Raw genomic sequence first — 25,206 nt, 5'->3', positions numbered from 1 at the left:
CTCGCAGCGGTCGATTATCCGGATGCGGCCGGGGATGCCAAGCCGCGTGATGGATTCAGGGGGTGTCCGTTGCGTGCCAGGTAGCGCCCCGGAGGGCAGCCGAAGTGGCGGCGGAACACGGTGACGAAGGCGCTGGGGCTGCTGAACCCCAGTTCGTGGGCGATGTCGGACACGCTGCGGCCGTCCGACAACCGGCGCAGGCCCTCGGCCAGGCGGGCCTGCTGGCGCCACTGGGCGAAGCTGAGCGTGGTTTCGTCGCGGAAGTGCCGGGTCAGTGTACGCGGCGACAGCCCGGCCCATTGCGCCCATTGTTCCAGGCTGCGGCCGTCGGCCGGCGCGGCGATCAGCTGCGAGGCGATCCGCAGCAGGCGCCGGTCCTGCGGCATCGGCAGGTGCATGCGCTGGCGCGGGGCGTTGCGGATCTCGTCGAGCAGCACCTCGATCATGTGCTGCTGGCGCAGGTCGGTGCCGGCGCCGGGCACCCAGCGTGTCACCCGCGCCGCCAGGGCCTGCAGCAGGTCGGAGATGGCCACTACGCACGGTTGCTCGGGCAGGTCGTGGGCGGCCGCTGCGGTGACGATCAGGCCCCAGCCCCGCAACGGCCCGGAAATGCCCACGGTGTGGGGCTCGCCGGGCGGCATCCAGCCGGCGCAGCCCGGCGGCAGCGACCAGTTGCCGTGGCGGGTACGGATGTTCAGCAGGCCCGCCTCGACGCTGATCAGCTGGGCGCGGCGATGCGTGTGCCAGTCGATTTCCCGGTCCAGCCCGCGCGCGCTCTCGATCTGGAAGCCGAGCACGGCCTGGCCATCGTCGCGTTCGAGCCAGTCCAGCACGTCATGCCGCACCTGGGCCGGCGGGAGGGCGGCAGCCTGCTCTGGCCTGAAAACGTTATTCATTGTCCAGATTGTAATACCGGGCCACTGGAATAGGCCATTAAGGTGGGCGCCCCTGCATTGTTCTGGCTGTTGCAACACAGCATTTTGTTCCAGATTTAATATTTCCATTGAGAAATATATTTTTTGGAAGTAAAGTGCCGCCCCATGATGATCTGTCCTGAAACCACGCCTCCCAGCTTCGGTCTGCTGTTGCGCCAGGTGCGCGACGGCCTGGTCCGTCAGCTCGACACGACGATGGCCGAGGAAAACCTCGGCATTGGTTTCACCCACTACCTCGGTTTGAAGGTGCTCTCGGCCAAGGCCCCGTGCACCGCCAACGAGTTGGCCCAGGCCTTGGACCAGGTGCCCAGTGCGGTGACCCGGCTATTGGACAAGCTCGAAGCGATGGGCTGTGTGCGGCGTGAGCCGCATGCCCAGGACCGGCGGGCACTGCAGATCGTGCTGACCGACGAGGGCCGCCAGTTGTGGGCCCGGCTGAAGCAGCGCGGCGACCAGACGATGAACGACGCCATGCGCGATTTGTCCACCGACGAGCGCGCGCAGCTGCTTTCCCTCATGACCCGTGTACGCGACTCCCTGATTACGCCATGACCACCTTCCCCGATCGCCTTACTTCGTTACGCCCGCTGCTGGTCTCCGCACTGGCGTTGGCCCTGGCCGCCTGCGCCAGCCACGGCGGGCTCGAGCCCAGCGGCCGGCTGCTCGATGCCGATAGCCTGCAGACCCAGCGCACCCTGGCCGCCGATGGCCTGAGCCAGCCCGGCTGGCCGGCCACCGACTGGTGGCGCGCGCTGGGCGACCCACAACTGGACGCGTTGATCGCCGAAGGCCTGCAGCGCAACCCGGGCCTGGACGCGGCCGATGCGCGCCTGCGCCAGGCCCGCGCGCAGATCGGCACCGCCCATGCCGAGCGCCTGCCCAGCGTGTCCGCTTCCGGCGGCTATACGGGAGTGCGCCTGCCCGAATCGATGGTCGGCGACGAGCTTGGCGGCAGCTATGCCGGCAGCGGCCAGGCCTACCTGAGCTTCAGTTACGGCATCGACCTGTGGGGCGGCAAGCGTGCCGCCTGGGAAGCGGCCGTGGACAGCGGCCATGCCGCCGAAGTGGACGCCCAGGCCGCGCGCCTGAACCTGTCGGCGGCCATCGCCGAGGCCTACGCGCAACTGGGCTATGCCTGGGCGCTCCACGATGTGGCCGGCGAAGAACTGGCGCGCGCGCAGAAGACCCTGGAGCTGACCGCCCAGCGCCGCCGTGCCGGGATCGACAGCGACCTGCAGACCCGCCAGGCCGAAGCGCGCATTCCCGCCGCGCAGCAGCAGCAACAGGCCGCCCGCCAGCAGATCGACGAGGCCCGCACGGCGCTGGCCGCGCTGGTCGGACAGGGCCCGGACCGCGGCCTGCAGATCGAACGCCCGCGACCGCTCAACCCGCTGGCCCTGCAGTTGCCCGGCGTGCTGCCGAGCGAGCTGCTCGGTCGCCGCCCGGACATCGTGGCCGCGCGCTGGCGGGTGGAGGCGGCCAACCGCCAGATCCACGCGGCCAAGGCGCAGTTCTACCCCAGCCTCAACCTGACCGCGCTGGGCGGGGTGGTGTCCAGTGAAGTGGACCAGCTGCTCAAGAGCGGTTCCACCTTCGCCTTCCTCGGCCCGGCACTGAGCTTGCCGATCTTCGACGGCGGCCGCCTGCGCGCCAACCTGGACAAGACCGACGCGCAGTACGACCTGGCCGTGGCCGACTACAACCAGTCGGTGCTCAACGCGCTGCGCGATGTGGCCGACCAGGTCAACGCGGTGCGTTCGCTGGCCAGCCAGGCCGCCGCCCAGCAACAGGCGCTGGACACCGCCCGCGCCGCGCACGACCTGGCCGGGCAGCGCTACCGCGCCGGGATCGGCAGCTACCTGGAGGTCCTGGCCGTCGAAGAGCAGCTGCTGGCATCCCAGCAGCGGCTGGCCGACCTGCAGTCCCGGCAGATCCTTGTTTCGGTGCGGCTGAGCCAGTCGCTGGGCGGTGGCTTCACCCCGTCCGGCGATACCGCCACGCGCGCCACCGCCCCTGATTCCACGCATTCCTGAGACGCCTTCCATGAGCCAGACATCCGCTCCTGCTGCCGCCCCGGCAGCTCCCTCCCGTCGCGGCAAGCTGCTGCGCGGCCTGTTGGTCATCGTGGTGCTGCTGCTGGCCGCGCTGGCCCTGTGGTACTTCATGTTCGGCCGCTGGTTCGAAGAAACCGACGATGCCTATGTGCAGGGCAACCAGGTACAGATCACCCCGCTGGTGAGCGGTACCGTGGTATCGATCAACGCCGATGACGGCATGCGCGTGGCGCGCGGCCAGCTGCTGGTGCAGCTGGACCCGGCCGACACCGAAGTGGCCCTGCAGCAGGCCGAAGCCAACCTGGCCAAGACCGTGCGCCAGACCCGCGGCCTGTACCGCAGCGTGGAAGGCGCCCAGGCCGAATTGAACGCGCGCCAGGTCACCCTCAAGCGCGTGCGTGAGGATTTCAACCGGCGTAAGGGGCTGGCCGCCACCGGCGCCATCTCCAACGAAGAACTGGCCCACGCCCGTGACGAACTGGCCGCCGCCGAAGCGGCCGTGGCCGGGTCGCGCGAAACCTTCGAGCGCAACAACGCGCTGGTCGATGACACCGTGATCGCCACCCAGCCGGACGTGCAGGCCGCCGCCGCGCAGCTGCGCCAGGCCTACCTCAACAACGCCCGCGCCGGCATCGTCGCGCCGGTGGCCGGGTATGTGGCCCGTCGTTCGGTGCAGGTGGGCCAGCGCGTGCAGCCGGGCAATGCGCTGATGGTGGTGGTGCCGACCGAACAGATGTGGGTGGAAGCCAACTTCAAGGAAACCCAGTTGCGCCACATGCGCCTGGGCCAGGAAGTGGAGCTGCGCTCGGACCTGTACGGCGGCGATGTCACCTACAAGGGCCGCATCGACAGCCTGGGCCTGGGCACCGGCTCGGCGTTCTCGCTGCTGCCGGCGCAGAACGCCAGCGGCAACTGGATCAAGATCGTGCAGCGCGTTCCGGTGCGCATCGCCATCGATACCAAGCAGCTGGCCGAACATCCGCTGCGCATCGGCCTGTCGATCAAGGCCGAAGTCAGCCTGCGCGACCAGAAGGGCACCGTGCTGCCTACCGAAACCGCCAAGGGCCAGGTGTTCGACACCGATGTCTACGCCAAGCAGCTGCACAGCGCCGACGATGTGATCCACCAGATCATCCAGAGCAACCTGCCGCAGCAGGCCAAGGCGAGCTGAGGCCACCATGTCCGCACAAGCTCCCGCCGCGCCCGGCACACCGGGCGCGCCAGGTTCGGTGGTCGGCTTCGCGCCGGCCAATGTCGCCCTGTGCACCGCCGGCCTTGCGATGGCCTCGTTCATGCAGGTGCTCGACACCACCATCGCCAACGTGTCGCTGCCCACCATCGCCGGCAACCTCGGTGCCAGTTCGCAGCAGGCCACCTGGGTCATCACCTCGTTTGCAGTCAGCACGGCCATCGCGCTGCCGCTGACCGGCTACCTCAGCCGCCGCTTCGGCGAGACCAAGCTGTTCGTGTGGGCCACGCTGGCCTTCACCATGGCCTCGCTGCTGTGCGGGCTGGCGCAGAGCATGGGCATGCTGGTGGTGTCGCGCGCGATCCAGGGATTCGTGGCCGGGCCGATGTACCCGATCACCCAGAGCCTGCTGGTGTCGCTGTACCCGCGCGAGAAACGCGGGCAGGCGCTGGCGCTGCTGGCGATGATCACCGTGGTGGCGCCGATCGCCGGCCCGATCCTGGGCGGCTGGATCACCGACAACTACAGCTGGGAATGGATCTTCCTGATCAACGTGCCGCTGGGCATCTTCGCCGCGCTGGTGGTGGGCAACCAGCTCAAGGGCCGCCCGGAGCATATCGAAAAGCCGAAGATGGACTACGTCGGCCTGGTCACCCTGGTGATCGGCGTGGGCGCGCTGCAGCTGGTGCTGGACCTGGGCAACGACGAAGACTGGTTCAGTTCGGCCAAGATCGTGGTGCTGGCCTGCGTGTCGGTGGTGGCGCTGGCGGTGTTCCTGATCTGGGAGCTGACCGACAAGGATCCGATCGTGGACCTGCGGCTGTTCCGCCACCGCAATTTCCGCGCCGGTACGCTGGCGATGGTGGTGGCCTATGCAGCGTTCTTCGCCGTGGCCCTGCTGATTCCGCAGTGGCTGCAGCGCGACATGGGCTATACCGCGATCTGGGCCGGCCTGGCCACCGCGCCGATCGGCGTATTGCCGGTGATCATGACCCCGTTCGTGGGCAAGTATGCCTCGCGCTTCGACATGCGCATGCTGGCCACCATCGCGTTCGTGTTCCTGTCCTTCACCAGCTTCCTGCGCTCGGGCTTCAACCTGCAGGTGAACTTCGGCCACGTGGCCGGCATCCAGCTGATCATGGGCATCGGCGTGGCGTTGTTCTTCATGCCGGTGCTGCAGATCCTGCTGTCGGACCTGGACGGGCGCGAGATCGCCGCCGGTTCGGGCCTGGCCACCTTCCTGCGCACCCTGGGCGGCAGCTTCGCGGCATCGCTGACCACTTGGCTGTGGGCACGGCGCAGCCAGGAACACCACGCGCACCTGACCGAACACATTTCCGGCTACACCCCGGGGATGCAGGATCAGGTGGCCGCGATGGGGCAGGGCGACCTGCAGCATGGAGCGGCGGCGCTGAACAACATGATCAACCACCAGGCCTCGCAGATGGGCTTCAACGACATCTTCTTCCTGCTGGGCTGGATCTTCCTGGCCATCATCACCTTCCTGTGGCTGGCCAAGCCGCCGTTCGGTGCGGGGGCGGGCGCGGCGTCGGCCGGCGGGCATTGATGCGGTGTTGAGCTGAAACGAAAAACCCGCCGAAAGGCGGGTTTTTCGTTGGCGCCACGCACGGTAGTGCCGGCCGCTGGCCGGCTCCTCATGCATCCATGGTGAAGAGCAGCGTCTTGGTTTTCCCCTGTCGGAGGAGGACGGGCCGCCGCATGCCAGACATGAAAAAACCCGCTTGCGCGGGTTTGATCATTTGCTGAGTCGTGGTGCCCAGGAGAGGACTCGAACCTCCACGAAGTTGCCCCCGCTAGCACCTGAAGCTAGTGCGTCTACCAATTCCGCCACCTGGGCGACTCAGGAGGAGAATTTTGCGGGAGAACGACGATTGTGTCAACACGATTTCGCGGGAATCTGTTGTTCGCGTGCTGCCGCATCAGCGCGGCCGATGCAGCGCGAATCGTGCGTGAGATGCGGAGCCTGCCATCGAACCACAGAAACGAAAAAACCCGCTTGCGCGGGTTTGATCATTTACCGAGTCGTGGTGCCCAGGAGAGGACTCGAACCTCCACGAAGTTGCCCCCGCTAGCACCTGAAGCTAGTGCGTCTACCAATTCCGCCACCTGGGCGACTCAGGGGGCGAATTATGCAGATGCACCGAAGGGCTGTCAATGCACGGTGAAGCGATTGTGGCGCACACGATCGGATGGCCCCCGGCCATGCCCGCGATGCAGGTGGACCTGCACTGCGATGCCGGATGGATCGGTAGGCCTGGCGACCTGATCGCCGACATGGGGCGGCTCGCTCCCGCACATCGGCTTCCATCCGTTGCAAACGCCAGAAACGAAAAAACCCGCTTGCGCGGGTTTGATCATTTACTGAGTCGTGGTGCCCAGGAGAGGACTCGAACCTCCACGAAGTTGCCCCCGCTAGCACCTGAAGCTAGTGCGTCTACCAATTCCGCCACCTGGGCGACTCAGGAGGGGGATTCTGGGCATGTGCCGGGCACTTGTCAACGCTTTTCCGAAAAATCTTCACAAACCTGCATATGCACGCGCGCTGACCCATTCTGCACACCATCAGCGGTTACCATGGGGGCCGATGAAAACAAAGAAACCGACCCGGGGCGCGAAAGCCCCCAAGTCCCCGGCGCCCCAGGCAGCCGGTCCGTCGGGCAAGCCCCGCGCTGCTGCCAAGCCTGGCAAGCTGCCGCCCTGGATGCCCGAATCCATGACCCATCCCGCCGCACCGCGCGGCGGCAAGCGATCCGGCCCCAGGCCGGACGCCGCTGCCCCGGTCCCGACCCGCCGCCGCCCGCATCCGACGCTGGCCGATGGCGAACTGGTCGATCCGCATGCCGCCCGCGAAGCTGAACGTTACGCGCAGCCGATCGCCAGCCGCGAGGCCATCCTGCAGTTGCTGGAGCGTTGCGACGGCCCGCAGACCGCCGAGGAAATCGGCATCCACCTGGGCCTGACCGAGCCCGACCGCGCCGATGCGCTGGGCAAGCGGCTGGGCGCGATGGTGCGCGACGGCCAACTGGTGCAGAACCGCCGCGGCGGCTTCGCCCCGGTGCAGGCGACCAACCTGATCACCGGCGTGGTCATCGCCAACCCGGAAGGCTTCGGCTTCCTGCGCCCGGTGGAAGGCGGCGACGACCTGTTCCTGCCGCCGTATGAAATGCGCAAGGTCATGCACGGCGACCGGGTGCTGGCCAATGTCACCGGCATCGACCGCCGCGGCCGCCGCGAAGGCAGCATCGCACGCGTGCTCGAGCGCGGCATGACCCGCCTGATCGGCCGTTTCAGCGTCGAGTTCGGCATCAACTACGTGGTGCCCGACGACAAACGCGTACAGCGCAACGTGCAGATCCCGCCGGACCAGACCGGCGATGCCCGCGACGGCCAGCTGGTGGTCTGCGAACTGACCCAGGCCCCCGATACCCGGCGTCCGCCGATCGGCCGCATCATCGCGGTGCTCGGCGACAAGCTGACCGCCTCGCTGATCGTCGAAACCGCCATCCACGGCCATGAGCTGCCGTTCGAGTTCCCGCAGGAGGTGCTCAACGAAGCCTCGGCGGTGCCGCTGGTGGTCGAGCCGGACATGATCGGCGGCCGCGTCGACCTGCGCAGCACGCCGCTGGTCACCATCGATGGCGAGGATGCCAAGGACTTCGACGACGCGGTCTACTGCGAACCCAACGCCGAAGGCTTCCGCCTGGTGGTGGCCATCGCCGACGTATCCAACTACGTGCGTCCGGGCACCCCGCTGGACGATGAAGCGCAGAAGCGCGCCACCTCGGTGTACTTCCCGGGCTTTGTGGTGCCGATGCTGCCGGAGACCCTGTCCAACGGCATCTGCTCGCTGATGCCCAAGGTCGACCGCATGTGCTTTGTCTGCGACATGCAGGTCAACCGCGATGGCGAGGTGATCCACTCGCGCTTCTACGAAGCGGTGATGAACTCGCATGCGCGCCTGACCTATACCCAGGTCTGGCAGGCGGTGGGCGACAACGACGTGGCCGTGCGCAACCAGATCGCCGCGGTGCTGCCGCAGGTCGAACGCCTGCACCAGCTGTACAAGGTGCTGGCCAAGGCCCGCACCCGACGCGGTGCGATCGAATTCGAGTCTTCCGAAGTACGCTTCGTGCTGGACAACACCGGTGAGGTCACCCAGGCCGGCATGCTGGTGCGCAACGATGCGCACAAGCTGATCGAGGAATGCATGATCGCGGCCAACGTGCAGGCCGCCCGTTACCTGCTGCACAAGCAGGTGCCGGCGCCGTTCCGTGACCACGCCAAGCCGCCGGAAGCCAAGTACGACGACCTGCTGGAATTCCTCAAGGAATTCAAGCTGAGCCTGCCGCCGTGGTCCAAGGTGCAGCCGGGCGATTACACCAAGCTGCTCAAGAAGGTGCGCGAGCGCCCCGACGCGGCGCTGCTGGAATCGGTGCTGCTGCGCAGCCAGAGCCTGGCGGTGTATTCGCCGGACAACCTGGGCCACTTCGGCCTGTCGCTGGATGCGTATGCGCATTTCACCTCGCCGATCCGCCGCTACCCGGACCTGCTGGTGCACCGTGCGATCAAGCATGCGCTCAGCGGCGCGGCCGTGGACAAGTTCACCTATTCACCGCGTGAGATGGCCGCGCTGGCGTTGCAGTGTTCCGAGCGCGAGCGCCGTGCCGACGAGGCCGAGCGCGAGGTCGACGAGCGCTACCGCGCGGCGTGGATGGAAAAACACGTCGGCGGCCAGTTCGATGGCGTGATCAGCGGGGTGACCAGCTTCGGCCTGTTCGTCGAGCTGGACGAGTCCAAGGTCAACGGCCTGGTCCATGTGACCCAGCTGCCGCACGACTATTACCAGTTCGATGCGACCCGCAAGACGCTCAGCGGCGAACGCCGCGGCAAGGCCTATCGGCTGGGCGATCGGGTGCGCATCCTGGTGCTCAAGGCCAGCATGGAGGAGCGCAAGATCGACTTCCGCCTGGTCGAAGAGAAGGACGACGGCGAGGTCGAACTGCCGCCGAGCGGCCAGCCGGCCAAGCGCCAGAAGCAGAAATATTGATCGCGGGCGGCCGCAGGCCGCCTTCCTTCGGTAGGTACCGACCGTTGGTCGGTACTCCACGTGAGGACCGACACATGAGCCTCATCCCCGAATACAGGGGCGGTTGCCAATGTGGCGCGGTGCGTTTCCACATCCGCGGCGAACTCACCGACTGTTCGGTCTGCCATTGCCGGATGTGTCGCGCCTTCCCGGCCATGGGGCGCCGCAGCGACGAACGCGTCGCCACGCGCCCATTTCGTCCCGCACGTGAGAGTGATCGGGCATGACCCTGGTCGACGCTGCTGGTTGCTGCAGCCGCTGCAATGCAAGGCCGTCTTCGGCCGGGGCAATGCGTTACCGGGCGCGGCAGCGGCAATGGTAGTCGATTGGGATCCGACCCTACCGGTATCGGCTGCTGCCGGGGGCATGGGTTGCCGGGCGTGGCAATGGCCGTGGACCAGGCCCGATCCTGCCGCTGGCGGTGCTGCGGGGCAGGGCGTGAACGCCCGGCGGGGCAGGGCGGGCCTTGATGCTCTACCATTACCACCCCCTGTACCGGTCGTGCCCCCGCAATGAGCAAGCAAAGCCAGTGGATCGTCGGCGTCAACGCCGTCGCCTCTTCGATCGAGAACGATGCCGAGAACGTCCGCGAAGTCCTGATCGAGGCCGGCGCCAAGAATCCGCGTCTGACCGAGATCGAGGAGCAGGCGCGGCGCAAGGGCATCGACGTGCGCAAGGTGAACACCCAGGCGCTGGACGGCGTGGGCGGTTCGGTGCGGCACCAGGGCGTGGCCGCGCGCTACCAAGCCGCGCGCACCTACAGCGAGAATGAACTGGAAGGGCTGGTCGAGGCCGCCGAAGGCAAGGCCCTGCTGCTGGTCCTGGACGAAGTGCAGGATCCGCACAACCTCGGCGCCTGCCTGCGCAGCGCGGCGGCGGCCGGGGCCACGGCGGTGATCATTCCCAAGGACAAGTCGGCCACGGTCAACGCCACCGTGCGCAAGACCTCGGCCGGCGCGGCCGACCGGATTCCGGTGGTGGCGGTGACCAACCTGTCGCGCTGCCTGAAGGACCTGCAGAAGCTGGGCGTGTGGATCTACGGCCTGGCCGGCGAGGCGACCGAATCGCTGTATGCGATCGACCTGAAGGGCAACGTGGCGCTGGTGCTGGGTGGCGAAGCCGACGGCCTGCGCCGGCTGACCCGCGAAAACTGCGATGGCCTGGTCAAGATCCCGATGCCGGGCGATATCGAAAGCCTGAACGTCTCGGTCGCCACCGGTGTGAGCCTGTTTGAAGCGGTGCGTCAGCGCGGGCTGTAAGCCGCGCACAGGCCCAGGGTAGAGCCACGCCACGCGTGGCTGAGCGGTGCCGGAGATCCAGAAGCAGCCACGCATGGCGTGGCTCTACCTGCGTCGGGAGCGAGATCAGCCCGCGTTCCCCCCCAACGCCTTGAACAACGTCACACCGTTGATCAGCTGTTTCTGCTTCACCGATGCCAACGCCAGTTCGGCGTCGCGGCGGGTCTGCTGCGCTTCCAGCCAGGTGCGCAGGTCGGTGGCGCCGACCCGGTAGCGCACTTCGTACATCCGTTCGATCTCCACCGCCTGCTCATAGGACGCCTGCGAGGCCGCCACCTGGGCGATCAACTGGGTGCGCGCCGACAGCGCGTTGTCCACTTCCGACAGCGCGGTGTACAGGGTGCGGCGGAAGTCGTTGGCGGCGATCTGGTAATCGGTGCCGGCCAGGCGCGTGTTCAAGCGGGCCTGGGCGATATTGAGGAACGGCAACGACAACCCGGCCCCCAGCGTGGCGACCGGGTTCTTCAGCACCTCCGACAGCGATGTGGCGCCGGTACCGACGCCCCCGGTCAGGCTCAGCGCCGGGTAATACTGGCGCGCGGTGACCTGGATGTCCTTGAGGCTGTTGCGCAGCCGCAGTTCGGCCGCGCGCAGGTCCGGGCGGCGCCCGAGCAAGTCGGCCGGCAGGCCTTCGGCGATCGCCGGCGCGGCATCGCCGCGCAACTGCTGCGGTTCGTCGGCCAGCGCCAGCGGCACCCCGTCCAGCAATACGGTCAGCGCGTTGCGGCTGGCCACGCGCTGCTGTTCCAGCGCACTCTGCGCTGCGCGCTGCGCCTCCAGGCTTTGCACGGCCTGGCGCACGTCCAGCCGCGATACCGCGCCGGCATCGAAGCGCGCCTGCACCAGTTGCCGGGTGCGCTGCAGGCGGTCCAGGTTGGCCTGCCCGGCGGCGATGGACTGGTTGAGGAAGGCCAGCGTCCAGTACTGCGTGGCGACATCGCCGATCACCAGCAATGCGGTGTTCTGCAGGTCCTCCACGCGCGCCTGGGCTTCCCAGCCGGCGATGTCGCGCTGGGTGCGCAGCCGGCCCCACAGGTCGATTTCCCACTGCAGGGATACGCCGGCCAAACTGTTGCGGTTCCAGTCCGCGCCGTGGTCGAGCGGCCGGTTGGCGCCGCCGCCGATGCTGCCGGAGGGCTGCGGCCACAGCGCGTTGCCGGCCAGCCCGGCCTGCAGGCGCGCGCGCTGCACGGCCAAGCCTGCCGAGGCCAGGTCGGTGTTGGCGGCCAGTGCACGGTCGATGACCCGGTCCAGGCCGGGGTCGCTGAACCGGGTCCACCAGCGATCGTCGCGCACGTCGGCGGTGGCCGCCTGCGGCAGGGCATCGACGGTTTGCGTGGGCGCATTGCGCGCGGCATCGCCGCGGCCGTAGCCGGCCGGTACGGCCGGTGCATCCACCGCGTAACTACCGGTGCTGACGCAGGCCGACAGGGCCAGGGTAGTGGCGCCGGCCAGGGCCAGTGGGCGGGCCTGCAGGAGCAAACGGGTGATCGGGGACATACGGTTCATCATTCGCGCGCCAGCGCCTCCACGGGATCAAGTTGGGCGGCGTTGCGTGCCGGAAGAAAGCCGAATGCCACGCCGATCAGGCTGGAGCAAGCGAAGGCGGCCACGATCGAGGCGGTGGAGAACAGCAGGGTGAAGTCGGGCGCGAACTTGCCGAACAGCCAGCCCACCACCAGCGACAGGCCCACGCCGAGCAGACCGCCGAGCAGGCAGACCAGCACCGCTTCGATCAGGAATTGCTGGCGGATGTCGCTCTGGCGCGCGCCGATGGCCATGCGCACGCCGATCTCGCGGGTACGTTCGGTCACCGACACCAGCATGATGTTCATCACCCCGATGCCGCCGACCAGCAGGGCGATGGCGGCGATCGCGCCGATCAGCAGGGTCATGGTGCGTGTGGTCCTTTCGATCATCTCGCGGATTTCGGCGCTGTTGCTGAGGTAGAAGTCCTCAGTGCCGTGACGCATGGCCAGCACCCGGGTGATCGCTGCCTGCGCCGCATCCATTGGGGTGTCATCGGCTACGCGCACGGTGATGCCCGAGACATGGGTCTGGCCGAGCATGCGCGACATCACCGTGGTGTAGGGCACCCACACGCTCAGGCTGGTGCCGCCAGCAAAACCGAAGTTCTGTCGATGCGCCACTCCGACCACGCGCACCGGCACCTTGCCGAGCAGGATAACCTGGCCGATCGGATCCTCTCCGGCCGGGAAGAACTGGTTGCGGGTATTTTCGTCGATGACCGCCACCTGCCCAAGCTGCTTGACCGCATCGGCATCGAAAAAGCGGCCGATGCTCAATTGCAGCCCCTTGACCCGGAAGAACTGCTCGCCAACCCCGCTGATCTGGGCGCCGGCCGATTGGTTGCGGTAGCGCGCGGTTTGCGAGGAGGACACATTGGGGGTCGCGCTGTCGACGTAACTCTGCTGGGCCAGTGCATAGGCATCGCTGGCTTTTAGCGTCTGCACGCGGGCCGAGCGCATGTCGCCGAAGCCGCGGCCGGGATAGACGTCGATGGTGTTGGTGCCTAGTGTGCTGATGTTCTGCAGTATCTGCTGCTGCGAACCGTTGCCCATGGCCACCACCGATACCACCGAGGCGATGCCGATGATGATGCCGAGCATGGTCAGGAAGGTGCGTAGGCGGTGGGCGTTCATCGCCAGCAGCGCCATCCGGAACGCTTCGGTGAAGCGGTCGCGCGTGGCACGCCAGCTACTGCCCTTGCCGGCGGCAACGCTGGGTTGGCGCTGCGCGCGATAGCGTGGCGCATCCGCATTGGCGCGGTCGGCGATGATCGCGCCGTCGCGGATTTCGATGATGCGCTGGGCGTGTCGCGCCACGTTCATGTCGTGGGTGACGATGATGATGGTGTGGCCTTCGGCATGCAGCTCGCCGAGGATGCCCATGACCTCTTCGCCGGACCGGGTATCCAGCGCCCCGGTGGGTTCGTCGGCCAGGATCACCTCGCCCCCGTTCATCAGCGCACGGGCAATCGACACGCGCTGCTGCTGGCCACCGGACAACTGGCCGGGTTTGTGCCGCATGCGTTCGCCCAGGCCGAGGCGCTGCAGCAGCTGTTCGGCCCGGGCGGTGCGGATCGGGCCCGGGCTGCCGGCATACACCGCTGGCATGGCCACGTTGGCGCATGCATCCAGGTCGCCCAGCAGGTGGTAGCGCTGGAACACGAAGCCGAAATGCTCGCGGCGCAGTCCAGCCAGCTCGTCCGGCCGCATGCTGCCAGTCTCGCGGCCGGTGATCTGGTAGCTGCCGCGGGTGGGTCGGTCCAGGCAACCGAGGATGTTCATCAGGGTCGACTTGCCCGACCCGGACTGGCCGACGATGGCAACCATTTCGCCGGCGGCGATGTCCAGGTTGATGTCGCGCAGCACCGCGATGGTGTCCTCACCGGCCGCAAATTCGCGGCGCAGCTCGCGCAGCCGCAGCAGCGGCTGGCTCATTGGTTCACCATGCGTACCGCGCCGCCGCCCATGCGCATGGATGTGCTGCTGCGGCCACCACCGGCTGCTCCGCCCTCGCCGACCACGACCCTGTCGCCTTCCTCCAGCCCGGATAGCACCTCGGCGAAGGCGCCGTTGTTGATGCCGATTTTGACCTGACGTGGTGCCGGCATGCCGTCGGCATCGGCGATGCGTACCAAGTAGCGCCCATCCCGGCTCTTCGGACCCAGTGCCACCGCCGGGACGATCAGCACGCCGCTGGCCTGCCTCAGCATCACCGATACCTGCGCGGTCATGTCGATGCGCAGGCTACCGTCCGGGTTCTCCACGTCGAACAATGCGTTGTAGTAGATCGCGGTGGTGGTGCTGGTGTCGCTGGAGGTGGAGTCCTTCTTGGTGATCGATGCCGGCGCCGGATTGATCTGGCGCAGCGTGCCGTGGTAGCGGCGGTCGGGATCGCCCAGGGTGGTGAAGTAGACCGGCATGCCGGACTTGATCTTGACCACGTCGGCCTCGGAGACTTCGGCATTGACCGTGACCAGGTCCAGCCGCGCCAGCATCACGATGGTCGGGGCGGTCTGGTTGGCGTTGACGGTGCGGCCTTCCTCGGTCACTACCGCGACCACGGTGCCGTTCATCGGCGCGGTGATGCGGGTGTAGGCCAGGTTGGCGCGCGCGGTATCCAGTTCGGTCTGGCGGCCCTTGATCTGTGCGTCGAAGGACTGGACCTGGGCTCGTGCGGTCTTCAGCCTGGCATCGGCGGCATCGTACTCCGCGCGCGCAGTGGCCTCTGCGGCCAGCATCTGCTGCTGCCGCGCGAATTCCAGCTCGGCCTCGCGCAGGCTGGCCTGCTGCACCGCGCGCTGGGCCTTGACCTGGTCCAGCGTGGCCTGCGCGTTGAGCACCTGGTTGTGCTGGGTGGTGGCATCGATCTCGGCGATCAGGTCGCCTTCCCTGACCGTATCGCCGAGCTGCACCTTCAGCGACTTGACCTGGCCGGAGGCCTGCGCGCCTACGCTGACCAGCTTGTAGGCGTCGACCACCCCGGTCGCCTCCACGGTCTGGGCGATGTCGCCGCGGCTGACCGGGCTGGTGGCCAGGGCCGGGGCGGCCGGCTTGCGCAGGGACCATGCGACAATCGCGGCCAGCACCATGAGCACGGCGATCAACAGCAGCACACGGCCGCGGCGGGTGGTAGGCAGGCGGTGCTTCATGATGATCGTCTACTCGGCGGGCTGCGGGTGCGGCGTTGTCAGCATTGTGAATACCGCCGACAAGTCACTCAATGCCTGCTCTGTATCAAGTTGTAACCCTGTGCACTGCACCACGTTTCGCCACGTATCCCGCGCTGATTTTGAGACATGCGTACGCAAACCAGAGGATGCGGTTCAGGTCCGGACAAGGGATCATCACCGCATGGAGACCAACACCCCGATGCATCGATTGCTGATCGTCGACGACGACCATGACATCCGCCAGCTGTTGGCCGAACAACTCGGCCGCGCCGGTTACCAGGTCAGCACCGCCAGCGACGGCGCCGGCATGCGCCAGCTGCTGGAGCGCGAACATGTGGACCTGATCGTGCTCGACCTCAACCTGCCGCGCGAAGATGGGCTGACCCTGTGCCGCGACCTGCGCGCGCGCTCGAGCACGCCGGTGATCATGCTGACCGCGCGCAGCGAGCCGATCGACCGCGTGCTGGGCCTGGAAATGGGCGCCGACGATTACCTGGGCAAGCCGTTCGAGCCGCGCGAACTGCTGGCGCGGATCCGCAACGTGCTGCGCCGGACCGAGGCGCTGCCGGCCAACCTGGAACCGCTGGCGATCCGCCGGGCGCGCTTCTCGCACTGGATCTTCGACCTGGAACACCGCCACCTGCTCGATCCCGATGGCCGCGTGGTGGTGTTGTCCGGCGCCGAGTTCCGGCTGCTGCGGGTGTTCGTCGGGCACGCCAACAAGGTGCTCTCGCGCGAACAGCTGGTGGCGCTGAGCAGTGGCCGCAGCTACGAATCGCAGGACCGCGCCATCGACCTGCAGGTCAGCCGGCTGCGCAACAAGCTGGCCGACGACGGCGGCAGCGATGGCCTGATCAAGACCGTGCGCAACGAAGGCTATGTGCTGGCCACCGCCGTGACCCTGGAATGAAGCGGCTGCAGCGGTTCTTCGCCTCGATGGTGGGGCGGCTGTTCGTGATCCTGCTGCTGGGCATGAGCGTGGCGGCGATCGGCGCGACCATGCTGGCCAGCGCCAAGCGCCAGCAGGAGTTCGAACGGCAGAACCTCAACCGCATCGCCGACCGCCTGCAAGGGTTCGTCAACATGCTCGACGGCAACCCGGAACTGCGCGAGCGCCTGCTCGACAGCGGCGGCCCCAGCGTGCGCCGGCTGCCCGAAGGCGCCCGCGTGGGCCGCGCGGACCAGGCCTTGATGGAAGTCCTGGACGACCGTCCCGGCCCGGTGGCGCGCAGCAGGGTGGCTTTCACCTCGTTCCGTTCCTGCCTGCCGCGACTGCCCGCGTTCCCGCACCGCGACAAGCCGCGCAACGGCCCGCCACGCGAGCGCGACCCGGCCTTCATCCCGCCCAAGTGCCGCATGGTCAGCGTGCAGCTCAGCGACGGCACCGCGCTGCAGCTGGCGCTGGATTCGCCGGCGGTGGCGCACAACGGCGTGCTGGCGGTGGACCCGCTGTTCCTGACCCTGCTGGTGCTGGCCATCGCGGTGCTTGCCTATGTGGTGGCGCGCATGGCCAGCGCGCCGCTGCAGCGGTTGGCCGCGGCCGCCGCCGCGCTGGGCGATGACCTGCAGGGCGCGCCGATGCCGGTGACCGGCCCGCTGGAAGTGCAGCGCGCCGCCGAAGCGTTCAATGCCATGCAGAAGCGCCTGCAGCGGCACCTGGGCGAACGCACCCAGATGCTGGCGGCGATCACCCACGACCTGCAGACCCCGGTGACCCGGCTGCGCCTGCGCCTGGAAAACGTCGCCGACGAAGCGCTGCGCGAGCGCCTGGTCGGCGACCTGGGTGCGATGCAGGCGCTGATCCGCGAGGGCCTGGAGCTGGCGCGCAGCGCCGAGAGCGCCGAACAGCGCGCCGCGCTGGACCTGGACTCGCTGCTGGAGAGCATCGTCGAAGATGCCGCCGAAGCCGGCGCCGACGTGCGCTTCGACCAGCCCAGCGGGGCGGTGCTGATGCTGCGTCCGCTGGCCATGCACCGCCTGTTCTCCAACCTGGTCGACAATGCGGTCAGCTATGGCCGCGCGGCACGGGTCAGCGTGGACCAGACCGCCGAAGAAGTGGTGGTGCGCATCCGCGACAAGGGGCCGGGGCTGGCCGAGGACGAACTGGAGGCCGTGTTCGATCCGTTCGTGCGGCTGGAGGGCTCGCGTTCGCGCGAGACCGGTGGTGCCGGACTGGGCTTGACCATCGCCCGCGCCCTGGCCGAGAAGGATGGCGCGCGGCTGCAGTTGCGCAACCACCCCTTGGGCGGGCTGGAAGCGGTGGTGCGCTGGCCGGCCACGCTGCGCGCGCCGGGCAGCCGCCCGGGCTGAGTTTTCACGACACAGTGCGTGCGGATTTGCCTACTATGGGCAACTTCGCCAGCTTTTTTCTGCATGAGCTCGCCCCTGTTCGTTGCCCGCCCCCCTGCTGCCGCGCCGCCCATCGCGCGCGGCCGCGTGCCTTCTGCGGCAGGTCCGGACGGATGAGTCCTGGGGGGCGCGGCACCCGGTGGCGGCCGGCAGCGCGGCACAGCATCCAGCGCCTTGGCGCGCTGTGGCTGTGGGCGTGCCTGCTGTGCGCGCTGCCGTGGCCGGCCTGGGCCCACGACGGCCCGCCGCCGCTGCGCGACTACGCCATCGACGTGTGGACCTCGCGCAACGGCCTGCCGCACAACTCGCTGCGCGACATCGCCCAGACCCCCGAAGGCCACCTGTGGTTCGCCACCTGGGAAGGGCTGGTGCGCTATAACGGGCTGGATTTCACCGTCTACGACCGCGGTACCCGGCCGGGCCTGCGCGACAACGGCGTGGGCGCGCTGCTGGTGGACCGCGACGGCGCGTTGTGGATCAGCGATTCGCGCGGCAATGTGACCCGGCGCGGGCCGGATGGGGTGTGGAAGGTGTTCGGGCACCAGCCGGACAACCCGCAGGTGCTGATCCAGGCCATGCAGATGGACAGCCACGGCCGGCTGTGGCTGTTGTATGAAGGCAAGGGCATCGGCAGCCTGGACGCGGACGGTCGTTTCACCTACCTGCCGCCGCCGGCCGACGTGCCGATGGCGATGAGCTTCACCAAGCTGGTGGTCGACGCGCAGGACCGGGTCTGGGTCGGCACCCTGGATGGTCTGGTGCTGCGCGACAACGATGGCGTGCTGCGCCGCGCCCCGGAGCGCTTTGGCCTGGGCCGCGGCCTGGTGTGGCCGTACCGCGCCCCGGATGGGGTGGTGTGGATCGTCGCCGGCGAGCGCATCTACCGCATGGTCGACGGCGTGCCGCAACTGCAGCACCGCCTGCCCGGGGTGATGCACATCACCGCGATGCTGCAGGACCGGCATGGCGACCTGTGGCTGGGTACCGAGAACCAGGGCCTGCTGCGCCTGTCGCGGCATGGGCTGGAACGGCTGCCGGCCGGGCTGTCGCTGCCCGGCGGGCGCGTGGTCAGCCTGCGCGAGGATGCCGAGGGCAGCATCTGGGCCGGCGCCAACGGCGGCCTGTACCGGCTGCGCGAAACCCTGTTCAGCAGCTATACCGAGCGCGATGGCCTCAGCGGCGATTACATCCGCACCGTGTTCGAGGACCAGCAGCGGCAGCTGTGGATCGGCAGTGCCAGCGGCCTGGACCGGCGCGGCGCCGACGGCCGCTTCACCCCGGTTGTTCTGCGCAACAGCGGCGGCAAGGCGCCCTCGGTGCTGAGCCTGGCCCAGGACCACCAGGGCGATATGTGGGTGGGCACCTTTGGCGACGGCATCTTCCGCCTGGCCCCGGATGGGCGCACCCTGCACCGCTACGGCACGTCCGACGGCCTGCCCGGGGGCAACATCCGCGCGATGAGCGTGGACCGCCAGGGCGTGGTCTGGGCCGGCACCCAGAAGGGTGTGGTCCGCATCGATGCCCACGGAGTGGAAGTGCCGGCCATTGCCGGCATGCCCGGCGGCCTGATCACCGCGCTGGCGCATGACGCCGAGGGCGCACTGTGGATCGGCACCATCGAAGGCATCCGGGTGCTGCGCGGCGACCGGGTGCAGGCCATCGACCTGGCCCCGCTCGGCGGCGGGCGCAGTGTGTTCGGCTTCCAGCAGATCGGCGATGCGATGTGGGTCAGCAGCGACCGCGGCCTGTACCGCTGGCAGGACGGCCGGCTGGCGCGGGTCGGGCTGGAGCAGGGCATGCCGGTGGATACGGTGTTCCAGCTGGTGCCCGACCGGGTAGGCAATGTCTGGATCAGCAGCAACCGCGGCGTGCTGCGCACCGACATGGCCATGCTCGACCAGGTGGCCGATGGCCGCCGGGCGCGGGTGGAAGTGGAGCATTACAACGAAATCGACGGCATGGCCAATTCGCAGGCCAACGGCAGTTCCGGGCCGTCGGCGATCCTGCGCCACGACGGTACCTTCTGGGTGGTCACCGCCGGTGGCCTGAGCACGGTCGACCCGCTGCGCCTGCAACGCTTCCGCGAGCGCCTGGCGCCGCCGGCGGTGATCGAGAGCGTGCAGGTGGACGGCAAGCCGCTGCACTGGCAGGGCAGCAACCACAACACCATTCCCGGCGGGCGCCGGCTCAGTGTCAGCTACGTGGGCCTGAGCTATCTGATGTCCGAGCGGATCCGCTACCGCACCCGGCTGGCCGGGCTGGACCATGGCTGGATCGAGCGCGGCCAGCAGCGCAGCGTGGAGTTCATCGGGCTGCCGCCGGGCGACTACACCCTGCATGTCTCGGCCGCGCACCCCGGCGGTACCTGGAGCGGCAGCGAAGCGGTGTGGTCCTTCACCGTCGAGCCGTTCCTGTGGCAGCGCCGCAGCGTGCAGGTGGTGGCGGTGCTGCTGTTGCTGGCCGGGCTGATCGCGCTGTACCGCTATCTGATCAACCGCTACAAGGCCAGCAACATCCGCCTGGCGCGGCTGGTGGATGCGGCCACCCGCGACCTGCAGGCGCAGACGGTGAACCTGCAGGCATTGAACCTGGAAAAGACCGAGCTGGCCGACCGCCTGGCAGTGCAGGCCGAACAGTTCGAACGGCAGGCGCGCGAGGATGCCTTGACCGGGTTGCCCAACCGGCGCGCGTTCGATGAAGCCCTGGCGCGCGATTTCGCCCGTTCCCAGCGCAGCGGCCACCCGCTGTGCCTGGTGGTGCTGGACATCGACCACTTCAAGGAGGTCAACGACAGCCACAGCCACAGCGTCGGCGATGTGGTGCTGATCGAAGTGGCACGGGTGATCGCCTCGGCCTGCCGCGATTCGGACATGCCGGCGCGTACCGGCGGCGAAGAGTTCACCCTGCTGCTCAACGACACCCGGCTGGACGAGGCCGCGCAGGTCTGCGCGCGGCTGCGCGGCCTGTTCCACGACCACCCCGACTGGGCCGGCGTGCCGGGCCTGAAGGTCACCTTCAGCGCCGGCCTGGTCGAACTGGATGCCGACGACCGTACCCCGATGCTGCTCTACCAGCGTGCCGACCGGGCGCTGTACCGGGCCAAGAGCGACGGCCGCGACAGGACCAGCATTGGTTGAACCTTGCAGGTTCAACCAATGCTGGCCATGCATTCCACCTTATCCCCGCGCCTATCGGCGCGCCCCCTTGAACAACAAGGGGGCTTTCCTCCAGCGGGTCCAATGGGCATTCACCGTGGCCGACGATGTGGCATGCGGCGCGAGGGATCTAGCCGAGCAGGAGCCCCCCTTGAGTCAAGGGGGGCGCGCCGACAGGCGCAGGGGATGTGGAAGCAAGGCGCCGGGGCCCGCGTTTTGCGCAGCAAAATGTGGGGCGGTAGGGGCGAAGCGCCTACCGCGGCCATGCGTTTGCGATGGTGCAGAACAGCTTGGCGGTCTGCTCGGTGTCATACACCGCGCTGTGCGCCTCGTCCGCATCCCAGCCCAGGCCGGCGGCCGCCGCTGCGCGTGCCAGCACGGTCTGGCCGTAGGCGATGCCGGCCATGGTGACCGTGTCGAACACGCTGAACGGATGGAACGGGTTGCGCTTGTGGCCGACGCGGTTGACCGCGGCGTTGACGAAGCCCAGGTCGAAGTGCGCGTTGTGGCCGACCAGGATCGCGCGCTGGCAACCGTACTTCTTCACCGCCGCGCGCACCGGCGCGAAGATGTGGTCCAGCGCGTCCTTCTCGGCCTTGGCCAGGCGGAACGGATGGTCCAGGATGATGCCGGTGATCTCCAGCGACTTCGGGTCGATCTCCAGGCCTTCGGCCGGGATCACATGGGCACTGGTGGTCTTGCCCGGGTAGAGCAGGCCGTTGTCGTCCATTTCGATCGGCACCGCGGCGATTTCCAGCAGCGCGTTGCGGTTGCAGTCGAAGCCGCCGGTCTCCACGTCGACAACGACCGGCAGGAAGCCGCGGAAGCGGGTCGCCATCAGGCGTTGGGCGGCAGAGGGCACGTCTGCGGCGTCCGCCGGGATGCCGGCGGACAGGGGGAGGGGTTCAGTCATCGCCGCAGTTTAGCAGAGCGGCCCGCCCGGCCCGGTTACACGGCGTGGCGCGCGCTGCGCCAGGCCCAGGCCAGCAGGGCCGCACCGAGCAGCAGCAGGGTCAGCCCGGCGCCGGGCAGCAGCCAGCTCACCGGCCCGGCCGCCAACACGCCCAGCATGCCCCAGCCGAGCGGATCGCTGCGGCCGCCGTGCGCCTGCCGGCGTCCGGCCAGCAGCGCGTCCACGCTGCAGCGGCCAGCGCCGTGGAACAGCAGCGGCAGCAGCATCGCGATGAACAGCAGCGGCAGCTTGAAGTTGCCTTGGCCGCTGTCGGTGATCGCATAGCCTCCGGCCAGGCCGGCCAGCGACTCCCAGTCCGCCGGCCAATGTACGGCGGCGGTGGCCACCACGGTCACGCCGATCAGCATCGCCGCGCTGGCGCGGGTGGCCACGCCCAGCAGCAGGCAGACCGCGCCCACCAGCTCCAGCCAGGTGGCCGCCTGCCAGTTGGCCTCGGCCGACAACCAGCGCAGCGGCGGCGGGAACGCGTCCTGGATGCTGCCGAACCAGTTCTCGCCGCGCCATTTTTCCAGGCCCGATTCGAAGAATTCCCAGGCCAGCAGCAGGCGCAGGCCCAGCGGGGCCAGCCACTGGCCTAGCCCGTCCAGGCGGGTGCGCGCGGCGGGAACAGCGGTATGCAGCAAGGTCATCGGGGTCACCGTCGGATGGAGTGTGCCGACAAGAGTCGGTGCGGGCGCCGATGGATGCGCCCGCGCGGTTGCCGGTTCAGGCCGCAGTCGGTGAAACCGGTCCAATCACGCCAGCGTCCAGCAACTGCGCCAGCAATGCCCGGCCGGGGGCTTCCAGCGCGGGCAGGTCCAGCTGGTTCTGCTCGGCCAGCCGCTGCAGGTGCCCGTGGCCGTTGCACGGCGGCGCCTCCTCGAACTGTTCCAGCAGTTGCCAGGCCAATGCGCTGAGTTGGGAAAACACCACGTGGCCGCCGGGTTCGCGCCGCGCCAGCAGGAAGGTCGGCTGCGCCGGGGCGCTGTCGGGCTGGTACTGGCGGCCCAGCTGCTGCACCGGCCAGCGATACGCCAGCGGCCAGGCCAACGGCGAGCGCTGCAGCGCATCGCGCCACGGATCGCAGCCGGGCGCGGGTGCGGCCAATGCGGTGGCATCCAGGCCCTGCAGGGCCTGTTCCACCCATTCGTAGTGCGCCAGCTCGGCCAGGAACGGCCGCGGCAGTCCGTCCAGGTCCGGCAGCCACTGCACGAACTCGCCGGCCACCTCGGTGAACAGCGGGCTGGCGCAGCGGTACTGGACGAAATAGCGCCGGCACAGCGCGTCCCACTCGTCCTGGTCCAGCACCTGCAGCAGTACCGGGAAGGTCGCTGCCAGCAGGGCCTGCAGGTTGTTGAACAGCAGCTCGCGGTAGACCTGCAGGCGGCGTTGCTCCAGCCCGGCCGGTGCCGGCTGGTGCTGCGGATCGCGCAGGTGCCGGGTCAGTGCCCACTGCTGCTGTTGCAGGACGGTGGTCATGCCGCCGCCTGGCCGCGCGCAGCGGCATCGAGAATGCACCGTACCTGCTGCAGTTCCTGGCGCAGTTCGGCGTAGGGCGGGAAATTGAAGTCGCGTTCGAGCAGGGTCGGGCGCGGGCCGAAGCGGGCGCAGGCGCGGCGGAGCAGCGCCCATACCGGGTCGATCACCGGGCTGCCATGGGTATCGATCTTCAGGTCGTCGGCTTCATCGTAGTGGCCGGCCACGTGCATGCACACGACCCGTCCGGCCGGCAGGCCGTCGATGAAGGCCTGCGGGTCGTAGCCGTGGTTGACGGCATTGACGTAGACATTGTTGACGTCCAGCAGCAGGTCGCAGTCGGCCTCGGCCAGCACCGCGCAGGTGAAATCCAGTTCGCTCATGGCCTGGTGCGGGGTCAGGTAGGTGGACACGTTCTCCACCGCGATGCGCCGCCCCAGCCGGTCCTGGACCTGGGCGATGCGGGCGGCGGTGTGGTGCACCGCTTCGTCGGTGAACGGCAGCGGCAGCAGGTCGTAGAGGTGCCCGTCGTCGCTGCAGTAGCTCAGGTGTTCGCTGTACAGCCGCACCTGGTGCTGCTGCAGGAAGCGGCCGACCTGGTCGATGAAGGCCAGATCCAGCGGGGCGCTGCCGCCCAGTGACAGCGACAGCCCGTGGCAGCTGAGCGGATATCGGGCCGACAATGCATGCAGCCGCTCGCCCCATGCCCCGCCCAGCCCGATCCAGTTTTCCGGCGCGCATTCCACGAAGTCGAAATCGCCCGCCGGCGCGGCCTCCAGATCGTCGAGCAGGGCACGGCGCAGGCCCAGCCCCACCGCCGCTGCAGGCAGCGGCGGTGGGGCGCTCACGCGGCCGCCCGGGTCAGTGCTTGGCACCGCACTTGCCTTCGCCGCACTTGCCCTCGGCGCCCTTCTTGTCGCCGGCCTTGGCCTTGGCCTTGTCGGCACCGCACTTGCCTTCGCCGCACTTGCCTTCGGCACCCTTCTTGTCGCCGGCCTTGGCCTTTTCGGCGCCGCACTTGCCTTCACCGCACTTGCCTTCGGCGGCCTTGGCCTCGGTCTTGGGGGCGGCCTGCGCGGCCAGGGCATAGCCCTGCGCCAGGTCGGTCATCGACAGCGCCGAGGCGGTGCCGGCCAGGCCCAGGCCGCCGGCCAGGGCGGCGCAGGTCAGCAGGGAAACGCGCTTGTTGATCTTGTTCATGCAGAAACTCCTTGGAATGGCCCGTGGGCCAGGGATCTTGCCAGCGGAGCATGCCCGAATGCCGGGCATGCGGGGAGCATCAGGCCAGGTATTCGCGCGCCATGACACGGGCGCGGTGCAACCTGGCCTTGATGGTTTCGGGGGTGGTGGACAGCTGCCGGGCCATTTCGGCGATCGACTGGCCCTCCAGGTCGCGCAGCAGGATCACTTCGCGGTAGTGGGCCGGCAGCGACTCCAGCGCGGCCGCGCAGTCGCGGCGCAGGTCCAGGTCCTCGCGCTGGGCCGCCGGCAGGATTTCCTCGCGCAGCTCCTCGTGCCGCCAGTGGCAGCGGGCGCGCTTGAGCCGGTTGCACTCGCGCTTGACGATGCGGAACGCCCAGGAGGTGAAGCATTCCAGCAGGCGCAGGTCGGCCAGCCGGCGCGACACGGTGATCAGGCTTTCCTGCACCGCATCTTCGACATCGTTGATCACGCAGTGGTATTCGGCATAGCGGCGCAGGTGCTGGCGCGAATGCCGCAGCACGCGTTCCAGCGCGTCGCGGTCGCCGCGGTGGGCGGCGTCAAGTTCGTGCTGGCAGAGGGTCTGCATCGGGTGCTCCGGGATCCTGTCGGGCGTGGTCACAGGATAAGAGCGGGCAGGGGGGGCGGAGGATGCGCGGGGTGACGGACAGAGACAGCTGCGATTCAGTGCCACCGGGCCGATTGCGTCCAGCGGGCCGTTTGCGTCGCGATGCAGCATGGGGTTGCTGGCTCGGCGCGGCAGCCGGAGCAAGGGCGTTGTTCTCCCTGGCT

The 25,206-nt window shown here is 68.5% G+C and carries 19 protein-coding genes, 3 tRNA genes and 1 pseudogene; 10 read left to right on the top strand and 13 right to left on the bottom strand.

The genetic code is table 11. The features are described from left to right. Positions 1–14: 14 nt before the first annotated feature. The gene (locus IC535_RS12350) at positions 15–896 is read right to left on the bottom strand and encodes a helix-turn-helix domain-containing protein (RefSeq protein ID WP_228886537.1); all 882 of its coding nucleotides are present in this window, start codon (positions 894–896) and stop codon (positions 15–17) included. Positions 897–1,043: 147 nt separating this feature from the next. Here IC535_RS12350 and IC535_RS12345 point away from each other — a divergent pair, with 147 nt between their 5' ends. From IC535_RS12345 to IC535_RS12330, 4 genes are read left to right on the top strand one after another with little or no spacing between them, the layout of a single operon-like run. After that, on the top strand, positions 1,044–1,487 hold the full coding sequence (locus tag IC535_RS12345; protein WP_228886609.1) for a MarR family winged helix-turn-helix transcriptional regulator: 444 nt from the start codon (positions 1,044–1,046) through the stop codon (positions 1,485–1,487). Then, entirely contained in the window at positions 1,484–2,968 is a 1,485-nt protein-coding gene (locus tag IC535_RS12340; RefSeq protein ID WP_228886538.1) for an efflux transporter outer membrane subunit, read from the top strand. Before IC535_RS12345 ends, IC535_RS12340 begins: the two co-directional genes overlap by 4 nt. A gap of 10 nt (positions 2,969–2,978) precedes the next feature. After that, the gene (gene emrA / locus IC535_RS12335; protein ID WP_228886539.1) at positions 2,979–4,160 is read left to right on the top strand and encodes a multidrug efflux MFS transporter periplasmic adaptor subunit EmrA; all 1,182 of its coding nucleotides are present in this window, start codon (positions 2,979–2,981) and stop codon (positions 4,158–4,160) included. Positions 4,161–4,167: 7 nt separating this feature from the next. Then, positions 4,168–5,745 carry a DHA2 family efflux MFS transporter permease subunit gene (locus IC535_RS12330; protein ID WP_228886540.1) on the top strand — a complete coding sequence of 526 codons (1,578 nt, stop codon included), beginning with the start codon at positions 4,168–4,170 and terminating at the stop codon, positions 5,743–5,745. Positions 5,746–5,949: 204 nt separating this feature from the next. Here IC535_RS12330 and IC535_RS12325 read toward each other — a convergent pair. From IC535_RS12325 to IC535_RS12315, 3 genes are all read right to left on the bottom strand, one after another. Further along, positions 5,950–6,036 (bottom strand) — tRNA-Leu (locus IC535_RS12325). A gap of 188 nt (positions 6,037–6,224) precedes the next feature. Further along, positions 6,225–6,311: transfer RNA gene (locus IC535_RS12320), tRNA-Leu, on the bottom strand. Between the two features lie 257 nt (positions 6,312–6,568). Further along, positions 6,569–6,655: transfer RNA gene (locus IC535_RS12315), tRNA-Leu, on the bottom strand. A 128-nt stretch (positions 6,656–6,783) separates the two neighbouring features. Here IC535_RS12315 and rnr point away from each other — a divergent pair. From rnr to rlmB, 3 genes and pseudogenes are all read left to right on the top strand, one after another. After that, positions 6,784–9,246 (top strand): ribonuclease R, encoded by a 2,463-nt coding sequence (gene rnr, locus IC535_RS12310; RefSeq protein WP_228886541.1) that lies wholly within the window; start codon positions 6,784–6,786, stop codon positions 9,244–9,246. 74 nt (positions 9,247–9,320) lie between these two features. Then, positions 9,321–9,440: pseudogene (locus IC535_RS12305) on the top strand (GFA family protein); the annotation flags it as partial. A gap of 357 nt (positions 9,441–9,797) precedes the next feature. Further along, a complete protein-coding gene (gene rlmB, locus IC535_RS12300; RefSeq protein WP_228886542.1) occupies positions 9,798–10,544 on the top strand; it encodes a 23S rRNA (guanosine(2251)-2'-O)-methyltransferase RlmB in 747 nt (248 codons plus the stop codon). 105 nt (positions 10,545–10,649) lie between these two features. Here the strand turns inward: rlmB and IC535_RS12295 are convergent, their stop codons facing one another. The 3 genes from IC535_RS12295 to IC535_RS12285 are packed head-to-tail and all read right to left on the bottom strand — an operon-like array spanning position 10,650 to position 15,261. After that, a complete protein-coding gene (locus IC535_RS12295) occupies positions 10,650–12,083 on the bottom strand; it encodes an efflux transporter outer membrane subunit (protein WP_228886543.1) in 1,434 nt (477 codons plus the stop codon). Positions 12,084–12,091: 8 nt separating this feature from the next. Continuing rightward, positions 12,092–14,047: a MacB family efflux pump subunit gene (locus tag IC535_RS12290; RefSeq protein WP_228886544.1), complete on the bottom strand. Its 1,956-nt coding sequence runs from the start codon at positions 14,045–14,047 to the stop codon at positions 12,092–12,094. Next, a complete protein-coding gene (locus IC535_RS12285) occupies positions 14,044–15,261 on the bottom strand; it encodes an efflux RND transporter periplasmic adaptor subunit (protein WP_228886545.1) in 1,218 nt (405 codons plus the stop codon). The genes IC535_RS12290 and IC535_RS12285 overlap by 4 nt, the downstream gene beginning before the upstream one ends. A gap of 202 nt (positions 15,262–15,463) precedes the next feature. Between IC535_RS12285 and IC535_RS12280 the strand changes: the two genes are divergently transcribed. The 3 genes from IC535_RS12280 (at position 15,464) to IC535_RS12270 (ending at position 20,768) form a co-directional block, all read left to right on the top strand. Then, on the top strand, positions 15,464–16,192 hold the full coding sequence (locus IC535_RS12280; protein ID WP_228886546.1) for a response regulator: 729 nt from the start codon (positions 15,464–15,466) through the stop codon (positions 16,190–16,192). After that, the gene (locus tag IC535_RS12275; protein ID WP_228886548.1) at positions 16,189–17,592 is read left to right on the top strand and encodes a sensor histidine kinase; all 1,404 of its coding nucleotides are present in this window, start codon (positions 16,189–16,191) and stop codon (positions 17,590–17,592) included. Before IC535_RS12280 ends, IC535_RS12275 begins: the two co-directional genes overlap by 4 nt. Before the next feature lie 152 nt (positions 17,593–17,744). Then, complete coding sequence (locus IC535_RS12270; RefSeq protein ID WP_228886549.1) at positions 17,745–20,768, top strand: ligand-binding sensor domain-containing diguanylate cyclase; 3,024 nt, start codon at positions 17,745–17,747, stop codon at positions 20,766–20,768. A gap of 271 nt (positions 20,769–21,039) precedes the next feature. On the opposite strand, the gene rnt is transcribed toward IC535_RS12270, so the two are convergent. From rnt to IC535_RS12240, 6 genes are all read right to left on the bottom strand, one after another. Then, complete coding sequence (gene rnt, locus IC535_RS12265) at positions 21,040–21,624, bottom strand: ribonuclease T (protein ID WP_228886610.1); 585 nt, start codon at positions 21,622–21,624, stop codon at positions 21,040–21,042. A gap of 110 nt (positions 21,625–21,734) precedes the next feature. Beyond that, the gene (locus tag IC535_RS12260) at positions 21,735–22,388 is read right to left on the bottom strand and encodes an HvfX family Cu-binding RiPP maturation protein (RefSeq protein ID WP_228886550.1); all 654 of its coding nucleotides are present in this window, start codon (positions 22,386–22,388) and stop codon (positions 21,735–21,737) included. Positions 22,389–22,464: 76 nt separating this feature from the next. Then, a complete protein-coding gene (locus tag IC535_RS12255; protein WP_228886551.1) occupies positions 22,465–23,217 on the bottom strand; it encodes an HvfC family RiPP maturation protein in 753 nt (250 codons plus the stop codon). Next, positions 23,214–24,089 (bottom strand): HvfB family MNIO-type RiPP peptide maturase, encoded by an 876-nt coding sequence (locus IC535_RS12250; protein ID WP_429000384.1) that lies wholly within the window; start codon positions 24,087–24,089, stop codon positions 23,214–23,216. The genes IC535_RS12255 and IC535_RS12250 overlap by 4 nt, the downstream gene beginning before the upstream one ends. Then, on the bottom strand, positions 24,076–24,414 hold the full coding sequence (locus tag IC535_RS12245) for an HvfA family oxazolone/thioamide-modified RiPP metallophore (protein WP_228886552.1): 339 nt from the start codon (positions 24,412–24,414) through the stop codon (positions 24,076–24,078). The genes IC535_RS12250 and IC535_RS12245 overlap by 14 nt, the downstream gene beginning before the upstream one ends. A 79-nt stretch (positions 24,415–24,493) precedes the next feature. Beyond that, entirely contained in the window at positions 24,494–25,003 is a 510-nt protein-coding gene (locus IC535_RS12240; RefSeq protein ID WP_228886553.1) for an RNA polymerase sigma factor, read from the bottom strand. Positions 25,004–25,206: the final 203 nt, after the last annotated feature.

Origin of the sequence: Stenotrophomonas rhizophila, assembly GCF_020857975.1 — a bacterium.
Lineage (GTDB): Bacteria > Pseudomonadota > Gammaproteobacteria > Xanthomonadales > Xanthomonadaceae > Stenotrophomonas > Stenotrophomonas rhizophila_C.
This window is presented reverse-complemented; position numbering and strand designations above follow the sequence as displayed.

Bases quoted from the DNA above. Each gene is read 5' to 3' on its own strand.
- IC535_RS12350 (WP_228886537.1), bottom strand. From the start codon at position 896: ATGAATAACGTTTTCAGGCCAGAGCAGGCTGCCGCCCTCCCGCCGGCC.
- IC535_RS12240 (WP_228886553.1), bottom strand. From the start codon at position 25,003: ATGCAGACCCTCTGCCAGCACGAACTTGACGCCGCCCACCGCGGCGAC.
- IC535_RS12275 (WP_228886548.1), top strand. From the start codon at position 16,189: ATGAAGCGGCTGCAGCGGTTCTTCGCCTCGATGGTGGGGCGGCTGTTC.
- IC535_RS12245 (WP_228886552.1), bottom strand. From the start codon at position 24,414: ATGAACAAGATCAACAAGCGCGTTTCCCTGCTGACCTGCGCCGCCCTG.
- rnr (WP_228886541.1), top strand. From the start codon at position 6,784: ATGAAAACAAAGAAACCGACCCGGGGCGCGAAAGCCCCCAAGTCCCCG.
- IC535_RS12345 (WP_228886609.1), top strand. From the start codon at position 1,044: ATGATCTGTCCTGAAACCACGCCTCCCAGCTTCGGTCTGCTGTTGCGC.
- rnt (WP_228886610.1), bottom strand. From the start codon at position 21,624: ATGGCGACCCGCTTCCGCGGCTTCCTGCCGGTCGTTGTCGACGTGGAG.
- IC535_RS12285 (WP_228886545.1), bottom strand. From the start codon at position 15,261: ATGAAGCACCGCCTGCCTACCACCCGCCGCGGCCGTGTGCTGCTGTTG.
- rlmB (WP_228886542.1), top strand. From the start codon at position 9,798: ATGAGCAAGCAAAGCCAGTGGATCGTCGGCGTCAACGCCGTCGCCTCT.
- IC535_RS12270 (WP_228886549.1), top strand. From the start codon at position 17,745: ATGAGTCCTGGGGGGCGCGGCACCCGGTGGCGGCCGGCAGCGCGGCAC.
- IC535_RS12295 (WP_228886543.1), bottom strand. From the start codon at position 12,083: ATGTCCCCGATCACCCGTTTGCTCCTGCAGGCCCGCCCACTGGCCCTG.
- IC535_RS12260 (WP_228886550.1), bottom strand. From the start codon at position 22,388: ATGACCTTGCTGCATACCGCTGTTCCCGCCGCGCGCACCCGCCTGGAC.
- IC535_RS12280 (WP_228886546.1), top strand. From the start codon at position 15,464: ATGGAGACCAACACCCCGATGCATCGATTGCTGATCGTCGACGACGAC.
- IC535_RS12290 (WP_228886544.1), bottom strand. From the start codon at position 14,047: ATGAGCCAGCCGCTGCTGCGGCTGCGCGAGCTGCGCCGCGAATTTGCG.
- IC535_RS12340 (WP_228886538.1), top strand. From the start codon at position 1,484: ATGACCACCTTCCCCGATCGCCTTACTTCGTTACGCCCGCTGCTGGTC.
- emrA (WP_228886539.1), top strand. From the start codon at position 2,979: ATGAGCCAGACATCCGCTCCTGCTGCCGCCCCGGCAGCTCCCTCCCGT.
- IC535_RS12330 (WP_228886540.1), top strand. From the start codon at position 4,168: ATGTCCGCACAAGCTCCCGCCGCGCCCGGCACACCGGGCGCGCCAGGT.
- IC535_RS12255 (WP_228886551.1), bottom strand. From the start codon at position 23,217: ATGACCACCGTCCTGCAACAGCAGCAGTGGGCACTGACCCGGCACCTG.